At 63.1% G+C, this 21,410-nt stretch carries 16 protein-coding genes and 2 pseudogenes; all 18 read right to left on the bottom strand.

The features are described 5' to 3' along the window. Positions 1-22: 22 nt before the first annotated feature. Positions 23-991, bottom strand: coding sequence for a UDP-glucuronic acid decarboxylase family protein (locus SRU_RS03130; RefSeq protein ID WP_011403373.1), 969 nt, complete (start codon positions 989-991; stop codon positions 23-25). 67 nt (positions 992-1,058) lie between these two features. Beyond that, positions 1,059-2,457 (bottom strand): annotated as a pseudogene (locus SRU_RS15950) (UDP-glucose dehydrogenase family protein). A gap of 70 nt (positions 2,458-2,527) precedes the next feature. Beyond that, positions 2,528-3,769, bottom strand: coding sequence for a site-specific integrase (locus SRU_RS03120; protein WP_164923460.1), 1,242 nt, complete (start codon positions 3,767-3,769; stop codon positions 2,528-2,530). Positions 3,770-4,076: 307 nt separating this feature from the next. Beyond that, a complete protein-coding gene (locus tag SRU_RS03115; protein WP_237702049.1) occupies positions 4,077-4,952 on the bottom strand; it encodes a GNVR domain-containing protein in 876 nt (291 codons plus the stop codon). Positions 4,953-5,003: 51 nt separating this feature from the next. Continuing rightward, positions 5,004-5,318 (bottom strand): annotated as a pseudogene (locus SRU_RS15820) (Wzz/FepE/Etk N-terminal domain-containing protein); the annotation flags it as partial. 2,544 nt (positions 5,319-7,862) lie between these two features. Next, positions 7,863-10,943 carry an SLBB domain-containing protein gene (locus SRU_RS03110; RefSeq protein WP_164923459.1) on the bottom strand — a complete coding sequence of 1,027 codons (3,081 nt, stop codon included), beginning with the start codon at positions 10,941-10,943 and terminating at the stop codon, positions 7,863-7,865. A gap of 198 nt (positions 10,944-11,141) precedes the next feature. Next, a complete protein-coding gene (gene rfbD / locus SRU_RS03105; RefSeq protein ID WP_011403367.1) occupies positions 11,142-12,050 on the bottom strand; it encodes a dTDP-4-dehydrorhamnose reductase in 909 nt (302 codons plus the stop codon). A gap of 12 nt (positions 12,051-12,062) precedes the next feature. Further along, positions 12,063-12,623 carry a dTDP-4-dehydrorhamnose 3,5-epimerase gene (gene rfbC, locus SRU_RS03100; RefSeq protein ID WP_011403366.1) on the bottom strand — a complete coding sequence of 187 codons (561 nt, stop codon included), beginning with the start codon at positions 12,621-12,623 and terminating at the stop codon, positions 12,063-12,065. Between the two features lie 28 nt (positions 12,624-12,651). After that, positions 12,652-13,584: a glucose-1-phosphate thymidylyltransferase RfbA gene (gene rfbA, locus SRU_RS03095; protein WP_011403365.1), complete on the bottom strand. Its 933-nt coding sequence runs from the start codon at positions 13,582-13,584 to the stop codon at positions 12,652-12,654. A gap of 222 nt (positions 13,585-13,806) precedes the next feature. Further along, positions 13,807-14,835, bottom strand: coding sequence for a dTDP-glucose 4,6-dehydratase (gene rfbB / locus SRU_RS03090; RefSeq protein WP_011403364.1), 1,029 nt, complete (start codon positions 14,833-14,835; stop codon positions 13,807-13,809). A 23-nt stretch (positions 14,836-14,858) separates the two neighbouring features. After that, positions 14,859-15,299: a HEPN domain-containing protein gene (locus tag SRU_RS15815; RefSeq protein ID WP_011403363.1), complete on the bottom strand. Its 441-nt coding sequence runs from the start codon at positions 15,297-15,299 to the stop codon at positions 14,859-14,861. Continuing rightward, the gene (locus tag SRU_RS03080; protein WP_011403362.1) at positions 15,247-15,585 is read right to left on the bottom strand and encodes a nucleotidyltransferase domain-containing protein; all 339 of its coding nucleotides are present in this window, start codon (positions 15,583-15,585) and stop codon (positions 15,247-15,249) included. Before SRU_RS03080 ends, SRU_RS15815 begins: the two co-directional genes overlap by 53 nt. Positions 15,586-15,620: 35 nt before the next feature. Continuing rightward, the gene (locus SRU_RS03075; RefSeq protein ID WP_164923458.1) at positions 15,621-16,106 is read right to left on the bottom strand and encodes a hypothetical protein; all 486 of its coding nucleotides are present in this window, start codon (positions 16,104-16,106) and stop codon (positions 15,621-15,623) included. Continuing rightward, positions 16,103-16,465 (bottom strand): nucleotidyltransferase family protein, encoded by a 363-nt coding sequence (locus tag SRU_RS03070; RefSeq protein WP_011403361.1) that lies wholly within the window; start codon positions 16,463-16,465, stop codon positions 16,103-16,105. The genes SRU_RS03075 and SRU_RS03070 overlap by 4 nt, the downstream gene beginning before the upstream one ends. 108 nt (positions 16,466-16,573) lie before the next feature. Next, positions 16,574-18,409: an SLC13 family permease gene (locus SRU_RS03065; RefSeq protein ID WP_011403360.1), complete on the bottom strand. Its 1,836-nt coding sequence runs from the start codon at positions 18,407-18,409 to the stop codon at positions 16,574-16,576. 82 nt (positions 18,410-18,491) lie between these two features. After that, positions 18,492-18,905 (bottom strand): type VII toxin-antitoxin system HepT family RNase toxin, encoded by a 414-nt coding sequence (hepT, locus tag SRU_RS03060; protein WP_164923457.1) that lies wholly within the window; start codon positions 18,903-18,905, stop codon positions 18,492-18,494. After that, on the bottom strand, positions 18,898-19,317 hold the full coding sequence (mntA, locus tag SRU_RS03055) for a type VII toxin-antitoxin system MntA family adenylyltransferase antitoxin (protein ID WP_231847331.1): 420 nt from the start codon (positions 19,315-19,317) through the stop codon (positions 18,898-18,900). Before mntA ends, hepT begins: the two co-directional genes overlap by 8 nt. A 125-nt stretch (positions 19,318-19,442) precedes the next feature. Beyond that, entirely contained in the window at positions 19,443-21,362 is a 1,920-nt protein-coding gene (gene cysN / locus SRU_RS03050) for a sulfate adenylyltransferase subunit CysN (protein WP_011403357.1), read from the bottom strand. Positions 21,363-21,410 lie beyond the last annotated feature (48 nt).

Here is a 21,410-nt window from a genome sequence, read left to right as displayed (position 1 = left end):
AGGTGAACATTCTTCCCAAATATTAAACTCGATCATTTCGTTTGGGCCGGCATTTTAATTCTGCCTTGAAGTACTCCAGCGTCCGCTCCAGCCCTTCCCGCCGATCGACTTCCGGGGCCCACCCGAGCACCTCCTTCGCCCGCGAAATGTCCGGCTGCCGCACCTGCGGGTCGTCCTCCGGGAGCGGCTCGTACGTGATGTCGCTGTCTGAGCCGGTCACCTCGATGATCTCCTCCGCAAACTCCTTGATCGTAATCTCGTCCGGGTTGCCGAGGTTGACCGGCTCTGCCCAATCGCTCATGAGAAGCCGGTAGAGGCCCTCCACCAGGTCGTCCACGTAGCAGAAGGCCCGCGTCTGGCTTCCGTCGCCGTACACCGTGAGCGGCTCGCCACGCAGGGCCTGCCCCATGAAGGTCGGCAGGGCCCGCCCGTCGTCGACCCGCATCCGCGGGCCGTACGTGTTGAAGATCCGCGCGATCCGCGTCTCGACCCCGTGGTACCGGTGGTACGCCATCGCCAGGGCCTCCCCAAAGCGCTTCGCCTCGTCGTAGACGCCGCGCTCCCCGATCGGGTTGACGTTGCCCCAGTAGTCCTCCGGCTGTGGATGGACCAGCGGGTCCCCGTACACCTCACTCGTCGACGCCAGAAGCAGGCGCGCGTCTTTCGCTTTGGCGAGGCCGAGCGCCTTGTGCGTGCCCAGGGCGCCGACCTTCAAGGTCTGAATCGGATACTGCAGGTAGTCGTCCGGCGCGGCGGGGCTGGCAAAGTGGAGGACGTAGTCCAGCTCACCGCCCACGTGCAGATAGTCGGTCACGTCGTACTCGACGAACCGGAAGCGGTCCTGCCCGAGCTCGAAGAGGTGCTCGATGTTTTCCGTGTCACCGGTAATGAGGTTGTCCATGCAAACGACCGAGTGGCCCTCCTCGATCAGCCGGTCGCAGAGGTGCGAGCCTAAAAAGCCTGCGCCGCCGGTGATGAGCGTTCGGGGCATGTGTGAGCGTAGGTGTGCGGGGGCGCGGGAGTGGAGAGGGGCGAAGTGCGAGAGGCGCTCTGGCCGTTCAGGCTGGTTGGCCGTTTTGGGCGAGGGCCGTCTCGATCGCTTCCTCCTTCGTCTCTGGCGCGTAGCTGGGGCGGCCGATCGACTGGTACTCAAAGCCCATCTCCGCCATCCGGGCCGGGTCGTACAGGTTCCGCCCGTCGAAGACAATCGGCTGGGCGAGAAGATTTCTCACTTTGCCCAGGTCCGGCCGCCGAAACTCGTGCCACTCGGTGCAGATGATCAGCGCGTCGGCCCCTTCGAGCACCTCGTACATCCCCTCCCCGTACTCGATCTGGTCCCCGAAGGTCTCTCGGGTGGTCCCCATCGCCTCCGGATCGTACCCGGCGACCTCGGCGCCGTCTTCCAGTAGCTCGTGGATGATTACATGGGAGGGCGCCTCCCGTGTGTCGTCGGTCCCCGGCTTGAAGGACAGGCCCCACACCGCGATCTTCTTGCCGGAGAGGTCTCCGTCGAAGCGCTCTTTCGCCTCGATCGCCAGGCGCCGCCGCTGCCAGTCGTTGACGTCGAGGGTGGCCTCCAGCACCTTCGGCTCGTAGCCGACCTCCCCTCCCTTCCGGGCCAGCGCCTTCACGTCCTTCGGGAAGCAACCCCCCCCCGAAGCCGATGCCCGCATACAGGAAATGCGCCCCGATGCGGTGGTCCTTGCTGATACCGAGGCGCACCTTGTCGACATTGGCCCCGACCCGCTCGCAGACGTTCGCGATCTCGTTCATAAACGAGATACGGGTCGCAAGCAGCGAGTTCGCCGCGTACTTGATCATCTCCGCCGAGCGTCGGTCCACGGTCAAAATGGGGTTCCCCTGCCGAACGAACGGCTCGTAGAGGCGCTCCATCTCTTCGGCGGCCCACTCGATCTCGGTCCCGATCACCACGCGGTCCGGCTTCATGAAGTCCTCCACCGCCGACCCCTCCCGCAGAAACTCGGGATTGGAGACCACCGCCACGTCGGTGCCGTGCTCCAGACTCCGCTCGGCGAAGACCTCCTCGACCTCCTCGCCCGTGCCGACCGGCACGGTACTCTTGTTCACGACGATGCGCTGCTTGGGGCCCTGGAGAGTGCCCGACGCGAACAGGTCGGCGACGTCCCCGGCGGCCTGCTTCACGTAGGTCAGGTCCGCCGACCCGTCTTCGCCCGGGGGCGTCGGGAGGGCGAAGAAGATGACTTTTGCCCCGTCGATGCCCTCGGCCAGATCCGTCGTGAAATGGAGGCGGCCCTCCGAGCGGGCCCGCTCGAAGTACTTCTCCAGGTCCGGCTCGTAAATGGGCAGTTCCCCCGAGGAGAGCTGAGCGACTTTTTCCTCGTCGATGTCCACACAGGTCACGTCGTGGCCCATCTCTGCGAAGCAGGTGCCCGAGACGAGCCCGACGTAGCCGGTGCCGATGACCGCAATTTCCATACTGAACTGCAAGAACGTCGTGAGGTGAAAGAACCAGAGATGCGAGTTTTCTAAACCAGGCGCTTCACCGTTACGTCATCGCCGCAATGAAGTCTTCGTCCCGGCTCTCGTCCACGAAGCCGTCAATGTAGTCCTGCGTCTGCTCCACGTTGCTGTGGCCGAGAAACTTGCTCACCTTGTAAATGTCGCCGACGTTTTGGTACAGCTTCCACGCTGCCGCGTTGCGGGAGAGGTGAAACGTCACCCGCTTCTCGATCCCAGCCTGCCCGGCGAGCTCTTTCAGGTGCCGGTTCGCGGCTGAATTGCGCTGACACTTGCGGCGGTGCAGCGCCTCTTCGTTTCCCGGATCGATGCCCTCGGAGATGGGAAAGACCCAATCTTCGCCGTCCCCCTCCTCGTAGCGACATAAGATCTCCTTCGCCTCGGGGATCAGGGGCACGCCGACCGTGTCGGCGGTCTTCTTCATCTTGTAGCAGACGCGGGGCCTTCCGGAGCGGCCCTCCCGGATGTGCTGCCACTGGAGGGTGGCCACGTCGGAAAAGCGCATCCCCCCGGCGTAGTACGCAAACAAAAACCAGCGCCGCGCCTCGGCAGCTGGGCTCTCTTCGTCGATCTCCAGATCCGCGATCCGCTCCACCTCCTCCGGGGTGAGAAGCTCTTTCTGGCTCGGCTCGCTGTCGATCGTGATGTGCTCGAACGGGTACGCCGACAGCTTCCCTTCTTTCATCGCGTGGCGCACGAGCGTGCGCATGATGCCCAACTCGCGGCCCACGGTGTTGGTGCTATTGCCCCTTTCCTCGTAGCAGTACGTCCGAAACTCCCGAAAGAGCTCTGCTTCGAGTGCACCAAAGGGCACCTCGTCCCGCCCGTAGGTCTCCTCGATGAACGCCGTGAACTTGCGGCAGGTGGTCCGGTAGGACCGGAAGGTGCCGATCTGCCCGCGCCGCTTGTAGCCTTTGACTTTCTCGCGGGCAAACGCGAGGAAATCCTCCGGCGCGCTTTTCACCTCTTCACGCTCCTCCTGGATTTCGTCTTTGATACGCTGGGCCGTAATGAGCGTCCCGGCCCGCTCGAGCCGCGAGATTACCGAGAAGGCCGCCCGTTCCAGGTCCGACAGGAAGGTATTGATCTCTCCTGCGTCCGGGTGGGTCCCGGTCACCCGCCGTTTGTCTCCGTTCCACTTTTTAGCGAGGACCTTGACGGGAAGCGCGATGAAGCGTTTTTCCCCGCGGTGGGAAATGCGGAGCCGGATCGGAACGCGTCCGTGGTCGTCTTTGCGGCGGGTGCGGGCGATGATTGAGATCGCTGGCATGGGCGGGATTTGGGATCCATAACGGGTGCGATCGAACGGCCGCGTTATGGAGACAATCCCGGGACAAGCCCGCCGGACCCCCCCCTTAGCAGCCGTAGACGCCGATTTTGACGCGGTATGTCTACGGATGCGGCGGGGGGGAGCGTTGCGCCCACACCACACGCTCTGCCGATTTATTCTCTACAGCGGCGTTGAAGGAAGGTTTTACCTCAACGGGTGCGAATTTTAGGAGCGGTGGCGTGAGCGACTCTCACATTAAGCGCTCCATAGCGCACCCCCCCCAAGTGCATCCGCCACTGGCAAAGCCCTACCGCTGGGTGAGGGAGCCGTCAGGGTCGTTCTCGATTCCGAGCTCCTCTCGCACACCTTCCGCAATTCCAGACGGCTTCCATGCCTTTTGAACTTCCTGAATTTGCTCCTGAGCTTCTCCGTCGTCTTCTTGGCTTTGGATTGCCGATCGGAAAAAAGTAGCACCCACCCCAAACAGTCCGCCAAGGAAAAGCGACAGCACGACGTTCAGCGTTCGGTTCGGCGCGCTCGGCTCAGCTGGTGGTGCCGGCTTCTCAGCAACCGTGACAACTGGCTGCTCTTTTTGAAGTTGAAGCCGGGTCTGGGTAACCTGCTTCTGCATCTGGCTGTAGAGCTGCTCTTTAAATCCCACTTCCCGGCGGAGACGCTCCCTGCGGGATTCAAGTTGAGGCTTGCTACCTGCAGCCAGAACGCCCTTGTTTCGCTCGAGAAACTGAACCAGACGGTTTTCTGCAGCATCAAGTTCTTGCTTTACTTCTCCAAACCGCTTTTCGACAAACCGCAGGTTTCTCCGCGTTTTCTCCGTCTGCAGCTCTCGGACGCGGGTGCGAAGGTGCTCTATGAAGCGTTCGTTGAGCCGCGCCGATAGCCCTGGATTGCCTGACGATGCAGAGACCGTCATCAGGCCACTTCCTCCCTCCAGTGCTCCGGACTCAGAAACCGAAGCAGAAACCATTTCACCCAGCGCGCTTATCGCTTTTTCCTCTTCTTCAGTCGGGTAGATGAGCGTTCCTGTACTGTCGGTTCCGGCAGAACGCTTCCCTTGGCCGCTACCGATGAGGCTGCCCAACGCCCCTTTCACCGTCCACGGTAGGTACACGGTGTAAGACAGGATTTGATCAAGTGTACCGGGTGGCCTGTTTACGTAGTCCACGAATGTCGTACGCCGCCCAAGCGACGGGAAATAAAACGTATCCCGCGCTACTGCCAAACGGACCTCTCGGCTTGTCGCAATTTCCGGGTACGACGCCGGCGAGAGCCCGACGCTGCCTCCTCCCCCGATGTCAATACCGAGTCCACCTGCGATCCCCCCGATACCACTCGGCAAACTGGGCCCGCCTCCGCCTTCTCCAGCTTCTCGGATGACTTTCGACTCGGCAGTGTACCTCGAGGGTGTCGCTACCGAATAGAGAACACCGAGAAGGCCAATCCCAACGACCGAAAGCACAATCAGCCCTCGCCCGCGGCTCAGAGTGACGATCAGCTCCATAAGGGTAATCTCATCTTCAGGCGGGGGCATTCGCCTCCCTGGCCGAGACCCTCGCGGGCCGCCATCCCTTGATGGAGTGGATTCAGAGTCGCTCATCCGCGCGTAACCGTGTCAAAGAGGTTCTACAAGATCGAAAATCGATTGAGCTACCCTTTCCTGCAGTAGGGATGCTGCGAGTTTCTCAAGCATGAGGAAGTTCTTATGCGCGCTTCTCACAGCTGTGTGTTGCTCGCCTCTTGCAAGCGCTTGATTCTCACTTTTCCAGAACGGGCGTTCTGAGTCGGTGTGATCTTTTTTCCGAGCACCGATGTCACACGGAGCGTTTCTGAATAGCTCAGGCGCGCTTCTACCCCTGCAGGGAGAAGTGTGTTGGAAGGTACCTATAGGCAGTGGGAAAGCCTCATCCGCAAGGCCTTCGGAGCTTTTGGTCAGGCACTGGGCCAGAGGGCAATTTACCTTCACATCTCTACTTTTCGCCGAAGACCCTCTTGGAACAGGGCCCTCTTAGGAGAGGACCCTCCGAGAACATGTACTTTACCCTCTCGGCAGCGACGTTTCTCGGCAGCGACGATTCCCGGTGGCCGCCATAGATCAGAAGATGGCTAAAGAGAGAGGAGACAAATATTACGTCTAGATGCAGCTCCGCCACGTCAGTCCCATTCAGCATTCGAAAATGGCATTTCCTGGCCGCTCCTTTTCGGTAGCGCCGAAACCTTCCGAGAGGTTTCGGCGCCGGTCACCTGCGTCACGCCCAAGAAGCGTGCCTCGGGTTTCGCAACTGCGCAAGATTCGCCTCAGCTAGGTTGCCTCCCCGGGCAGTATTCCACGCTATAGCCCTTCCCGGCTGACTCATCGATCATGTATCGACTGAAAGCACTGGGAACTGAGGAATTCAGTGTTTACTCTCAGCACAGGAGTCGGAGCTTATGTTCTTTCAACCGTTCCACATAGTGAACCCTCACCTAGAGATTCGCAAGCGCCTCTACCGGATTCAATGTTTCCTCAACTTCGGTTGAGCAGCACGGATAGCAGTTCAACACGTGGGGGCAGTTGCTCTTTAAGAGGTGGCGCGTCCGGTCCGCCAGCCTGGCCTCTCAGAACGGCTTGCGCTACACGTCGAAGGTATGTGATCCGGCCAAATAGAAGCAGTAGGGGCGGTTTTCCGGTCTCGAATGAGACTCTACACTCATTCAACCGGCGACGCCCCTGCTGCTGTGATCGAATGCGCCCTCCTGCCAAAGAGTTGTTCCTGACTCTCCACTGGAGTCGCCCACGACCCCCGCCCGAAAGCTGCGCCCGACTGGGTTCGGTGGCGCAACGGGTCAGGCCACGTGGACATGCCCCGCCCAGAAGATATCACCTTGTCGGTCATGCAAACCTTATCGATCATGCAGGAGGACCGGTCCGACGAGATCACCACGCCCGAGTCTCCCCGATGGAGATCGGCGGTGATGCCTATTTGTGCCGCTGAGGCGGGATTTTCTCCGTCGAAGCGGAAATTTTTTTCGGGTTCATGCCGCATCTGCTTGTGTTTGGCGACGGATCAATCTGCGACTTTGTGCTCAGCCCAGCGAATGTCAGGGAGCGCCGCGCCCAAGTGCACTTGCTTGCCGCCGAGGCAAAGCGGCAGGCCCGGTAGTCGGCCTTTCTTGCGAAGGCCTATCCGGTGTTGGCCGTGGGCGGACTACTGCGGCGATTGGCTCGCGATCCTTTTTGGCAAAAGCGGCAAAGCGCTCTGGCATGTGCTGCGGCGAGGCAAGAAAGCCAAATCGGAAGGCAAGACGGCGCTTCGGGCCTCCCGCCGTGGCCCTCGGGCTCGGATCGAGAGCATCTTCTCGTCGCTCTCCGGGCAGTTTCAGGTTGAAGAGACCCGGGCTCGGTCCGTTTGAGGCGCAATGACGCACGTCGTGTCGAAGCTACTGTCCTACACGATCGGATTCGTGCCCAACGAAGCGCTCGGCCGACCCGGAACGGCTCTGGAGAGCCTCTATCGGTGATGAGTACATGTCAAACACCACAGCACAACCCGTTCTTAGCATTTCACATGGCTTTTCTTCAGGATGCTCCAGTTCTCGCCTCACGGGGGATCCTTCTTCCCGAGATTGCCAGGGAACCTATCGCTTCACTTTAACGCCTGGAGCTATTGTTTACCGGGACATGAGCGGCTTGTGGTAGCCAATGCAGCCGTGCTTTGCAGAGAGCAGAACGAAATTAGCGGTCGATCTCTGTGGTCATGCGGACTGCTTCGCTGGCCTTTTGCTCGGTCATATCGGGGAGTTCTGGTTATCTGGTGCCCCTGGGAAAGCCGCAAGTGCAGTTCCCGATGTAGGCGAGAAACCAGCGCAGTTTTCGGCAGGTGTCATCTTTCGGCAGCGCGGTCACGGCTTCTTGCACACGAGCTTCTTGCATGCGAGGAGGACGTTCGCCCTCTGCGGGAGAGCGTCCACCCTTTTCAAGACAGCTCACACACGGGCACTTCGCGCAGGTATTTCCAGAGGCGAGGGAGTACTCAGGACGTGACCGACTGAGGCATGTGTCCCTACCCGAGCCTCAGAGGTAGATTCCACCTTTGGTCTAGTTGAAGGCCTGGGTCGCGAGCACGATCAAACTCAGAGTGCTTGAGACGACCTGTGCCACGTTGGAGGCAATCTCAGAGTAGTCAATCTCTTGGTCTTGTTCAGGCTCGGCCTCAACCCGGATGACAGCCCCATCGTCCACGACAGGGGCGCGCCGGAACCAACCCGTGTTCACCTCAAAGGTGGCGCCGGACGCCTGGGTGAGGAACACATCTTGGGTATTCTGGCGCGTTCCTCCAGCACGGTCGAGGTAATAGCCTACGCGCCGGCCCTCTTCATGCTTGATCAAACCCTCATTCGCCACGTTCCCTCGCACAGATACCGTATTCGGCTGAGTCGGAATCACAATCTCATCGCCCGGGCGGAGGATGAGATCTTCAGCCGGATTGCCCCGCACGGCTCGTCTCATCTCCACGATGACTTGCTGCCCGTCTCGCTGAACCTGAAACCCCTGCCCCCCCTGATTCTCTTCTGGTCGGATGAGCCGCCCGCCTTTCAAGTAGCCGGTGGGCAAAACGCCCCCAGCCCGCTGGATGACGCTGGAAAGGCGCTCGTTGTCTTGAAGAATCGTGTATTCGCCAGGATACCGCACCTCCCCTTCGACTGAAACCGTTTCCTGTGGCTGAAAGGAGGGGCTCTCTCGCACGAAAATGCGGTCTCGGTGCTGCAGGTCGAAGTTTTCGGCTGCCTCTAGAGCACGCGCTGTATCTTGAACTGAGAAGTTCACATCTTTAGGGTCTATGTCCCGCTTTACAAGGGGAACTGAGATACTGCTGGCACGCTGCCCTTCCTCATCCTTCTTTTCTACCATCCGAGTGATCTCTACTTCCTGTAGAGATGCTCCTTCGCCAAACCCGTTCGCCTGGAGAATAGCATCCTTGAGCGTCATGTTGTCGCGGAACGCGTAGCGGCCAGCGTCTTGAACGGCCCCGCTGATCCGAACAAACTTCTCCTCTAGACGCCCGACAGTCGCGGGGTAGACGCGAATCTCATCTTCTGGGCGCAGCTCGCGGTCAGCCATGCCCTCTCCCGCCAGAGCGTCGCCCAGGTGAAACGGAATAATCCGCTCCTCCCCCCCATCGCGCGAGACCCGGAATAGGTCGGCCCGGCCCAGAAAGACGTCCTTGAGGTACTCGTCGTCGGTCAGCCCGCCAGCCTTCTGCAACAGGCTCCGAATCGTCATGCCCTTTCGGAAGCGATAGCTTCCAGGGTCGCGCACATTGCCTGTGATGCGGACCTGCCGGTTCCCTCTCATCTCTTGAATAGAGGAGACGTGCAGGCTGTCACCCGGCTGGAGAACGACGTTAGCCTGAGGCTGATCGTTCATGACGGCCTGGAGGTCAAGGGATCGGCTCGTCTCGCTCAGGGTGTCGCCAATCCGCACAAGATCAGCTTGCTGGCGGTACGCATCGCCTGTGAGGCCGTCGGCTTGCTCGATCAGGTCCTTAACCGTGCGCACCGGTCCCCCGATCTCGTACTGCCCGGGCTGGAAGACCGCTCCCGTGACCTCTGCGGCGTCGACCCGCGCCTTTACGGCCTGGTCCTGAGCTTCCGTAAGGGACAGGACCTTAACGCGGTCACCGTCGGCAAGCGGCACCTGCGCGGTGTCGGCGCGGGCTGCCTGCAGGCTGGCGTCGAGCACCTCACGGGCAACGGACGGGTCCTCCCGTTCAGAGGGTGGCACAATGCGCTCGATCTGGAAGCGCTTGGTGTAGGCGTTCGGCTGGAGGCCGCCCGCGTAGTCGATCAAGTCCGCGACCGTCTCGCTCTCTTTCATCTCGTAGTATGCCGGGCGCTTGACCGGCCCCGTGATGGCGACGGTTTCCCCGCGAGGCGGCACAAAGATGTAATCGTTGCTCTGCAGCTGTACTGGATCGGGGCTGTAGCCCTCCAAAAGATAGTCGTACAGGTCGACGGTCTCGACCACCTCTCCGTCGCGGATGACGCTGATGTTGCGCAGGCTCCCACGGCGCAGCGGCCCGCCGACGCTGTAGAGGGCATTGAAGACAGTTGCAAAGCTGCTGACGGTGTATCCTCCAGGTTGTGGTACCTCGCCAAGCACAAAGACCTGTGTGGGTCGCACGCGGGTGAGCGTGAGGTCCATGTAAACCGTTGGTGGGTCGCTCGTAAGGCCTGAGTAGCTCTGGGAGAGCCACTGTTTCATCTCTCTGCGCAGCTCGTCGAGCGACTTGCCGGACACGGTGAACTGTCCTACATTGGGCACTGTCACCCGACCTCCGCGGTCAACTTGGAGATCATATGTGAACTCTGCACCTCCCCACACTGTGAGCCGGAGTTCGTCTTGCGGCCCTACCACGTAGCTTCCATCAACCGGGCCTGTAGACTGAGGAGTGAAGGCCTCAGGAATAGTTTCAAAAGTGTCGTACCCGAAGTACGGCAGCGTCTCCGCTGCACCCGTGGGACGCTGCTCCATTTGCTCTACGATTTTCAGCTCGCGACCAGTGGGAAGTACTGTGCTTGTATCCTGGTTCGCCACCCGAACGTAGAGCCCCCAAGTGCCAACGCCCGTTTCTCTCGGTACTGTCACCCTACCACGCCACTGCCCGTCGATGACGGACCCACCGATGCGGTTTACGTCTTGCACCTCCACTGAGTCTCCATCCGCGGTGAGGAAGCCTATGCGCACCTGCCGAATTTGACTTTCACTGCGAAGTGGGACGGTCGCTGCGACGTCCACCGGCAACTGGTCAACGGAGATACTGTCGGGCTCAATTCCTGGCGTTCCAGAGAGCGTCGGCGCAGGTGGCGCAACTGAGCCACCTGTGCTCTGCATGCCCCCGCCGTCTCCCTGTCGGTCCTGTACGGCTTGAAGGAGCGCCTGTATCCGTGCTTCTGATACGCCCAACTCACGGGCTCGCTGAGCAGCCTGCTCAGGGTTGTTGGGATCGATGCCCAACTGCCGTAGGCGCTGGCGCGCCTCTTGAACTGTCATCTCCCGCTCCTCCAGCGCTTGCTGAGCCTCCTCCGGTAGATCACTTCGCTGCTGAGCTTGAACCGCCCCGGGAAAAACAGTCAGGGCAACAAGGAAGACGCACAGTGTTGAGGAGATCCAACGCATTGCAGCTGTAGTCGAGTTGAAAGAAAAGCAGTAGAGGCTACCCGACTACCGCCACACGAACAGGGTACCGTGACAGCAGAAGGGACAAGCCAGAGATGTTTGTTAGGCAATGCCAGGTAAAAAGGCGAACCAATTCCGACTGTACCCGACAACTTTTTCGAATATTCGCTGGTACGCCACCGAAATCCCGCCCGCCCATCAGCCGCGCGCCAGGCGCTCCCCGCCGGCAGTCCGCACGCGCTTGCGGAACCGGTCCAGCTGCGCCGTCCACGTCGTGGCCGGCAGGTCGAACGCGGCCCGGGCGCGGCTGGAGTCGAGCACGGTGTAGGCCGGGCGGGGCGCGGCCGTTTCGTATTCGTCCGACGACACCGGCTGGGCCGCCACGTCCGTGCGCCCAAACTGCGCGAAGACCGCCCGGGCGAGGCCGTACCAGCTCGTCTGGCCTGTGCCGGCGAGGTGGTAGCACCCGGCCTCCGGCGCGGCGTCGTCCGCGAGGAGACGCTCGCAGACCGACGCCGTCGCCTCCGCGCACCAGCCCGCCCAGGTCGGCACGCCGATCTGGTCGTCCACCACGGTCAGCCGGTCGTTCTCGGCCGCCAGGCCCAGCATGGTCCGCACGAAATTCGAGCGGCGGCGGCTGTACACCCAGCTCGTGCGCAGGATGAGGTGGCGCCCGCCGACGGCCTGAATGGCCGCCTCCCCGTCCCGCTTCGTTCGCCCGTATACGCTAATGGGGCTGGGGGCGTCGGCCTCGGTGTACGGGGCGCGCTTCGTCCCGCCAAACACGTAGTCCGTGGAGTAGTGCACCAGCCAGGCCCCCACTGCCCGGGCCGCCTCGGCCAGCACGCGGGGCGCCTCGGCGTTGATCCGGGCCGCCCGCCCTGGCTCCTCCTCCGCCCCGTCCACGTCGGTATAGGCCGCCGCGTTTACGACAAGGTCCGGCCCCAACTCTCGCACCGCCGCCCGCACGGACGTCAGGTCCGTCAGGTCCACCGCGGCGCGGCCTGGCGTGTGCACTCGGCCGAGCGGCGCGAGGGTACGCCTCAGCGCGTGGCCCACCTGGCCGGTGGCGCCGAGCAGCAGAATGGAAGCGGTCGCGTCGGGCATTGCGGGTCGATGTCATCGCACGTCGTCGAACCGAAGGGCCTCGCGGGGGATTTCGTCCAGCGCAGGCGCCCCCGCATCCTTCTCCGACAGGATCGGGTCTTCTGTTGGCCAGTCGATGCCAAGGGCCGGGTCGTCCCACCGGACCGTCCGGTCGGCCTCCGGGTGGTAGAAGTCGGTGCACTTGTAATGGAAGAGGACCTCGCCGCTCGTCGCCACGAAGCCGTGGGCGTAGCCCTCCGGCACGTACAGCTGCCGCGCGTTCTCGGCCGAGAGGACCTGCCCCTCCCACGCTCCAAACGTATCCGCCCCCGCCCGCACGTCGACGACCACGTCGTAGACGGCACCCTCCAGCACCGAAATCAGCTTCCCCTGCGCCCGGGGGTTCTGGAAGTGCAGCCCCCGCAGTACCCCTTCGCGGGACCGGGACAGGTTGTCCTGCACGAACGTGACGTCAAGGCCGTGGTGGCCGTAGTCCCGCACGTTCCACAGCTCGGCGAACGAGCCGCGATCGTCCGTGTAGACGTCCGGCTCGATCAGGCGCACGCCGGGAAGGGAGGTCTCAGAAACGGTCATCGGACAGGAGGACAGGGAAACAGGCGGGCTAGGCGGAGGTGGGTGTGGTGTCGCTCTCGGCGCGCTCCACGAGGTCGAGCAGGTACTGGCCGTAGGCGTTGTTGTCCATCGACCGGCCGATCCGCACCACGTCGTTGGCCTCAATCCAGCCCTGTTGCCAGGCAATCTCCTCGGGGCAACTGATCTTGAGGCCCTGGCGCGCCTCGATCGTCTGCACGAAGTTCGCCGCCTGCAGCAGCGAGTCGTGCGTGCCGGTATCGAGCCACGCCATGCCCCGCCCGAGGGTTTCGACCTGGAGCTGCCCCTCCTGGAGGTAGTGCCGGTTCACGTCCGTAATTTCCAGCTCGCCCCGATCGGACGGCTCCAGCCCCTCGGCGACGTCCACGACGCTACTGTCGTAGAAGTAGAGCCCTGTGACGGCGTAGTTGGAGGGCGGCACGTCGGGCTTCTCCTCGATGGCGAGGGCCCGCCCCGCCGCGTCGAAGTCCACGACCCCGTAGCGCTCCGGGTCGCTTACGTAGTAGGCGAACACGGTCCCTCCCGAGGGCTGCCCGGACGCCCGGCGCAGCTTTTCGCTCAGCCTATCCCCGTAGAAGATGTTATCACCGAGAATCAGACATACGTCGTCGCCGCCGATGAAGTCGGCCCCGATCGTAAGCGCCTGCGCGATGCCCTTCGGCTCCGGCTGCTCGGCGTAGCGGAGACTCAGGCCCCACTGGCGCCCGTCCCCCAGCAGGTCTTCAAACCGGGGCAGGTCCTTCGGCGTCGAGATGAGCAGGATGTCCCGGATGCCCGCCCGCATCAGCGTCGACAGCGGGTAGTACACCATCGGCTTGTCGTAGACGGGCACGAGCTGCTTGCTCACCGCCCGGGTGGCCGGGTACAGCCGCGTGCCGGCGCCGCCGGCCAGCAGGATGCCCTTTCGGGTACGTGTTGAAGGGTCCGTTTCGTCGTTGCTCATCCTGTCAAAGCTGCGCTTCGATGCGTAGGCGCTTCGTCAACGCACGTGGTGCGTGAGGAGCGACTCGTGAGGAATGATGCATGATATGCAAGCAAGTTGGCCCGTACTGCCTTCCTCCCCCTTCACGGTTCACGCACCAATTTGTCTCACCCGTGTATTGCGTATTTCGTATTGCGCATCTCGTGCTGCGTGACAACCGTCAAATTAGAGTCCCCCCAACCCTCAGCCCTGCACCGCCCGCACCCAGTCGCGGTGCTCTACGTACCAGTCGACCGTCCGGCGCAGGCCCTCCTCAAACGAGACCTCAGGCGCCCACCCGAGCTCGCCTTCGATTTTGCTCGCGTCGATGGCGTAGCGCCAGTCGTGCCCCGGCCGATCCTCCACAAATGTAATCAGGTCGTGGTGGCTCTTCGTCTCAAGGGTGCTGCCCGGCGGCCGCGTCTCATCGAGGATATCACAAATCTGGCGGACGACCGCAATGTTCTCTCGCTCCTGCCCCCCCCCGATGTTGTAGGTTTCGCCCACTCTCCCCTCAGTCAGCACGCGCAGCAGGGCCCGCACATGGTCCTTCACGTAAAGCCAATCGCGCACATTTTTCCCGTCGCCGTACACCGGAATGGGCTCACCCTCTAAGGCATTCAGGATCACGACCGGAATCAGCTTCTCCGGGTGCTGATGCGGGCCGTAGTTGTTCGAGCAGTTCGTGATGAGCACCGGCAGGTCGTAGGTGCGGTGCCACGCCCGGGCGAGGTGGTCGGCCCCGGCCTTGCTGGCCGAATACGGGGAACTCGGGTCGTAGGGCGTCTCCTCCGTGAACGCGCCGGTCTCCCCGAGCTCCCCGTACACCTCGTCGGTCGAGACGTGGAGGAAGCGAAAGCCGCCCGGCCGGCCCTGGTCTTCCCAGTAGGTCCGCGCCGCCTCCAGCAGCACCTGCGTGCCGACCACATTCGTCTGCACGAAGGCGGCGGGGCCGCCGATGGAGCGGTCCACGTGCGACTCCGCCGCGAGGTGGATTGCCCCATCTGGCTCATGCTCCTCGAACAGCCGATGCATCACCGGGGCGTCGGTGATGTCCTCCTGCTCGAAATGGTGACGGGGACTTTCCATCACCGGCGCGAGGTTTTCGCGATGCCCGGCGTAGGTGAGGGCGTCGACTGTGACAACCGTCGCCTCGGTCTCTTGGATGAGGTGGCGCACCACCGCCGAGCCGATAAAACCGGCCCCACCGGTGACAAGAAGGGTGTCGTTCATGCGACTGGATCGCGTCAGTCCGCTTATGAGTCTGGCGTCTCCCCGCCCGTTTCGACATGGCCCTCCACCCACTCCACGACACGTTCAGCGATTGCTACAGCCCGTTCGTAATCGTCCTCGCTTACGGGATCGTCCAACCCAGGGTAGCACGTGAGGACTACGTAGCGTGTAAGCCGCCCGGCTTCCCGCACTGCGTCAGGCACAGGCTGTCCTTCGTCTTGAAGCAGCGTCACGAGGCGTGCCAGATCATGCACGTAGGGAAAGTCAATCCCACGCTCAATACAGAGGGCCTTGAGGGCTTTCTCAGCGGCTTGTTGGGCATCAAAACAGAGATCCTCTAGGTATACATCCGGCATCCGTTGCCGGGACCGGATCAGGTTACTACGCGCCCGATCCAGCCAGGCTTGCGGATCATCCGGACGACGCTGCTTCTCGTGTGGCACGGTACACCTCCTGGCCTTCATCCAGAGCTGGCGAAATGACTAGCGAGTGGCTGTCACGGTACTCTTCAATCTCTTCCGGGCTCACGACGATCACATCTACTGCCTGACCTACACCGATGAGATTCATGTAGATCTCCTCCACGAGATGTCCCCGGGACCTCCCCTCGACCTTTCTCACCACCAACAGATCCAGGTCACTGTGCGGCCCCATCTCCCCGTGCGCCGCCGACCCAAACAGGATGATGCGTTCGGGATCAGCCACCTCCACAATGCGCTCGATGATGGTATCAAGGACTGGCGGTTCCATAAGGAGCTGTCGATGATTGGAAAAACGGAGGTGCCTCACTCCGTAGAGGCCATCCGGTCGAGTGTGTCGGTGAAGGCGCGAAGATCCTTGAAGACGAGGTCAGCGGTGTTGGGCAACCGCTTTACAAGAAGGTTGATCTGTTCGGGGTCGAACTCGAAGGCATGCGCGTTGCGAACCACGTGCCGGAATCCTCGATATCGGTCCAGTCGTTTTCGGGCTTCGTTCGACAAGACCGGCGGCCGGACCCCATTCAGCTCCGCGTTCATCTGCCCTAATAGCTCCTGGCGCCAACTCCCACCTTCTGGAACCGTCTGATCGATCCGGTCCGCTATCGTCTTGAGTATCCGCTCCAGCCCCGCATAGAACCCATGCAAGTTGAGCGCAACGGCGTCGATTCTATGGTCCGCTGGACGATCGAGATCCACATCGTTCCAGATTTCCTGGGCGCGATCCACGACCGTTTTGATCTGCTCAAGCTCCCGGCGAATGTGCCCTGCCACGGCGAGATAGGACTCCCTCATATCTCGCGGCCCTCCCGCCGAACCACGTCCCGGAGCGACGCGGGACACTGTTCGAGACGAACCAGATCGACCTGAAATGGGGCCGCCTCGTCCTGAACACGGGCGACGGCCTCAAAATAGTCATCCTTGTCGAGCCCCCGAACGGCCAGATCAATGTCCGACTGGGGCCCGAGGGGCACCTCCTCACCGGCCACAGGCCTAGACAGCACGACGCGGGCTGCGCCGTAGGTGTGCCGGAGATACTCGGCAACCCGTCGGGCGGTCTTCTGCGCGCGACAGCGACGCCGCTCCTGCTCGCGGCGGGCCTGTCCGCCCCGTCGGCGCATCGTGTTCCAGTAGGAGACAAGCGGGCCCGCCATTTGAACGAAAGGGCTCCGATTTCCGCGGAGCATCAGTGGAAGAAAGCAACTATTTTCCAATATGTTTTAACGCAAAACGGACCGTTCAGGGTTTCCGGTCCCGTTGGGCTACAGCCACACCAGCGAAATGATGCCCACCGACGTTCCCATGACCAGCAGCGTCACCGGCCAGCCTACGCGGGCGTAGTCGCTAAACCGGTACCCCCCCGGCGCCATCACCATCAGGTTCGTCTGGTACCCGATGGGCGTGAGGAAGCTCGCGGAGGCCGCCACGGCCACGAGGACCCCGAAGGCCACGGGCGGGGCCCCGAGGCTCGACGCCGCGGCCATCGCGACGGGCAGCATCAGCACCGCCGCAGCGTTGTTCGTGATGATTTCGGTGAGCAGGTTGGTGAGAAGGTACAGCGCCACGAGGACGACCACGGGCCCGAACGGCTCGGCGACGGAGAGCACCCCCTGGGCCGCCGCCGTCGCGAGGCCGGTGGTCTCGATGGCTTTCCCGATCCCAAGGGCCGCTGCGATCACGACGAGCACTTGCACGTTGAGCGCCCGCTGCGCCTCCGCCGGCCGGATGCACCCGGCCAGGATCATGAGGAGGGCCGCGAGGAAGGCGGCCGTGACGATGGGGGCCAGGCCCGTTGCTGCGGCCAGTACCATCGTGCCCGTTAGCCCTAAGGCAATCGGCGCCCGCCCCGACCGATCCGTCTCCTCGTCGTCGTGTTCAGGCGCCCCGCCCTGGCGCGCCCGTCCGTCGCGGGGCGCCACGAGGTAGAATTCCTCTCGGCTCCCGCTGCTCCACCGCTCCTCGAAGTCGCCGGGCGCCTCCACGATCAGCAGGTCGCCCGCCTGCAGCTCCGTCGTGCCCACCGGGCTCGTCACCGGCTCGTCCTGGCGCTGGATGCCAAGGACGACGCCCTGGTACTGCTCGCGGAAGTTGGCCTCCCCCAGCGTGGTGCCCACCAGGTTCGACGATTCGGCGATGACCGCTTCGTAAAGCGGCAGGGTTTCGTAGCGGGCGGGGTCGTCGTGGGTCCCGTCCGGATGGGGCAGGGTGCGCGAGAGGCCGGGGCGCTCCAGAAGCCGCTCGCGTGCGGCCAGACTGCCGTTGAAGGCCAGGATGTCGCCCTGTTCAAGGGTGCGGTCCGGGCGGCCCTGCAACACCTCCGTCCCACGGCGGACGTGCGTCAGGTAGGCGTCACCGAGGTCTCGCAGGCCCGCCTCGGCCACCGTCTGGCCCACGATGGGGGACGGTGCGGTCACCGTGACCTCGAACATGTTCTGGCCCAGCCGCCGCTCGGCCGCCGGGGCGGAGGTGCCGCGGTCCGGCAGCAGCCGATGCCCACCCAGGACGAAGTAGGCAACGACGACTAGGGCCGCAGGGACGCCGACCCAGGTGACGTCGAAGAGCGAAAGCGGATCGTACCCTTCCGCCTCCATCAGCCCCGCCACGATGAGGTTCGTGGAGGTCCCGACGAGCGTCATCATGCCCCCGGTGATGGCCGCGTAGGAGAGCGGGATCATCAGCTTCGAGGCGGGGATGTCCTGCGCATCGGCCCATTCCTGCAGGCGCGGCGTGAGCATCGCCACGATAGGCGTGTTGTTGAGCAGCCCGGACAGGACGGAGGTCGGCACCATGAAGCGGGCCAGAACGGGCCCGAGCCGCGTGGTGTTGGGAAAGAGCACCCGGTCGAGCCTCGAGAGGGCACTCGTCTGTTGCACTCCCCCGGCCACCACATAGAGGGCGCCCACGGTGAGGACGGCGGGGTTGGAGAACCCGGCAAAGGCCTCCGCCGGCGGCACGACGCCCGTGACGAGCAGCGCGGCGAGGCCGCTCAGCAGCACAAGGTCCGGGCGCCCGAGGTCCGACATCAGCGCTCCTACCAGCCCAACCACCACGGCAACGGTGATCCAGGCATCGGGGCCGAGACTGCTAAGCGGAGCCACGAGACGGGCCGTCGAATGAGCCGTAGAACGCGGTCAGTTTTTCAACAGAGGAGCAGGCCCCTCGGTCGAGATAGTGTGCCCCTCAGAGATACCGAGCAAACACGGAGCGGAGCCGCTCAATTTCACCGAGGCGATTCTGAATCGCGTCGTGCACAATGGTGCGGTCAATGTCGATGTAGTCGTGTACGAGCACATTCCGAAAGCCAATCATGTCGGCCCACTGGTCGCGCAGTTCCCCCCCGATCAGTCCTTCGGACTCGAAAATGTGGGGCAAATCCTGAGCCCGTTCCGCGGCCCCGAGGTTCTCATCGACGGCCACATGGCTGGCCACATCGTTGATGGCTTCGATCGACAGCTGCAGAAATCGCTCAGCACTTCCGTAGAGGTGAGGGTCGTCGACGAATTCCGAACGAGAATACTGCTGTGTTTTCCTCAGAATGTCGAGATGCTCACCGAGCTTCTGCAGCCGGCGCCGGATCACACTTGGGTCAACCATGGGCCTTCTCTTGCAGGCGTTCTTTGAGGGCCTTGCGCTGCCGCCGGAGGTGGGGCTCGAAGTCCCAGTACATGCGCACCACCTTTGAGACGAACGCTCCGTGGTCGAAGTCATCCGCGCCGTAGAGCGGTGCGTTCGGCCGCACGGCCTCAAACTGCAGCACGAGGGGGGCACCGTTGAGCACGACGAGGTCGATCCAGTCCCGCCCTGCCGCCTCCATGCAGTCGGTGATGAGCGGGACCTTGTCGTCGGTGGGCTCCCACCGATCGGAATCGACGACGATGCCGAGGTCAAGGTCGCTGCGGTCCCGTTCGCGACCCGCCGCAACGGATCCGAAGAGGTACGCCGCCCGCACGGCAGGGTGATCCGCAAAGACGTTTCGGAGCCGATGCTCAGTGGCCTCGGAAAGCATAACGGCGGGGCGTCTGAGACAAAGGGGAGTCTGCCGACGAGTATGCCGACCTAAACGAAGCGTCCCCAAAAAAGATCACTGTCCCGTCCATCTCCCCCAGTCGGCTAGACATCTCCTCCAATCGGCTAGACAATGCCACGCGCTTCGAGGGCCTCGACGATCTGATCGGCGCATGCCTCGACGCCCATCTCGTCGGTGTTCACGACCACATCCGGGTCCTCGGGCGCCTCGTACGGCGCGGAGACGCCGGTGAAGTTGGTGATCTCACCAGCCTCAGCCTTCTCGTAGAGGCCCTTCGTGTCCCGCTCCTTGCACACCTCCAGCGGGCAGTCGACGTGCACCTCCAGGAAGCGGTCGCGCACGTCCTCTGGCAGCAGCTCGCGGGCCCGGTCGCGGTCCTCCTGGTAGGGGGAGACGAACGAGCAGAGCGTCACGTTGCCCTGCTCGAAGAAGAGGCGCGCCACCTCGCTGACGCGACGGATGTTTTCTGTGCGGTCGGCGGGCGTGAAGCCAAGGTCGCCGCTCAGGCCGTGCCGCACGTTGTCCCCGTCGAGCATCATCGTCTGCACGTCCGCGTCGAAGAGGCGCTCCTCCACCGCCTTCGCGATGGTGGACTTGCCGGCGCCGGACAGGCCCGTCAGCCAAACGACGCCTGCCTTGTGCCCGTTCTGCTTTTCACGCTCCTCGCGCGGAACCGAGAGCCCCTCCCACGTCACGTTCGGGGAGCTCTCTGCCTCATCCTCCGCCTGCGGCTCTGCCTGCTGGCCGAACGGCGTCACGCCGGTGGCCACGCCCCGAATCATGCCGGCGGCCACCGTATCGTTGGTGTCCGGGTCGATGAGGATGAAGCTGCCCGTGGCCCGGTTGAGCTTGTACGGGTCGACGAACAGCGGGTCGGCGGTCTCGATCTCCACCCGCCCGATGTCGTTGAGCTCGAAGGTAGAAGCCTCCTCGCGGTGGAAGGTCTCCACGTTGGTGCGGTAGACGATTTTCGACACGTAGGCCTGCGTCCGGCGCGTGGTGTGCTGCAGGACGTAGGGGCGGTCCTGACGCATCGCCTCCTGGTTCATCCAGCAGAGGTCGGCGTCCAGCTGCCGCGTCACGTCCGGCTTGTTGCGGCTCCGCACGATCATCGACCCGCGGCTGACGTCAAGCTCATCCTCAAGGGACAGCACCACCGAGTCGCCGGGGCCCGCCTCGTCGAGATCCCCGTCCAGCGTCGTGATCGTGTCCACCTCCGAGGTGTAGCCGGACGGGAGCACCGTAATCTCTTCCCCCGGTCGCACCTTTCCGGAGGCCACCTGCCCGGCAAAACCGCGAAAGTCCTGGTGCGGCCGGATCGTCGTCTGCACCGGGAACCGGAAGTCCACCTGGTTGCGCGTCGACTCGGTCCGCACGCTCTCCAGGCGGTGCAGGAGGGTCGAGCCCTCGTACCAGGGCATGTTACCCGAGTGGTGCACCACGTTGTCCCCCTTCAGGGCCGAGATCGGGACGAACGTGATGTCCTGCACGTCCAGGTTGTCGGCGAAGTCCTCGTACTCGGCCACGATCTCGCGGAAGCGCGCCTCGCTGTAGCCGACCAGGTCCATCTTGTTGACCGCCACGATGACGTGGGGGATCTGCAGCAGCGAGGTGATGAAGCCGTGCCGCCGCGTCTGCTCCAGCACCCCGTTCCGGGCGTCAATCAGCTCCACGGCCAGTTCCGCCGTCGAGGCGCCGGTGACCATGTTGCGGGTATACTGCTCGTGGCCCGGCGTGTCGGCGATGATAAACTTGCGCTCCGGCGTGGAGAAGTACCGGTAGGCCACGTCGATCGTGATGCCCTGCTCCCGCTCCGCGCGGAGGCCGTCGGTCAGGAGGGCCAGCTCCAGCTCCTCGTCGTCCCGCTGGGTGTTGCGCTCGATCTCCTCCATTTTCTCCTCGAAGATCTCCTGGGTGTCGTACATGAGCCGCCCAATGAGCGTGCTCTTACCGTCGTCGACGCTCCCCGCGGTCGTAAACCGCAATACGTCCATGTCTTGGGTGCTGGCGCCTTGTGTCTCCATCAGATCAGTGTCGAGTTTCGAGATGCGAGTGTCGAATTGTGCGTTCGT

This window comes from Salinibacter ruber DSM 13855, assembly GCF_000013045.1.
GTDB lineage: Bacteria > Bacteroidota > Rhodothermia > Rhodothermales > Salinibacteraceae > Salinibacter > Salinibacter ruber.
The sequence above is the reverse complement of the archived record's forward strand: the minus strand, read 5'-3'. Positions and strand labels throughout refer to the sequence as shown.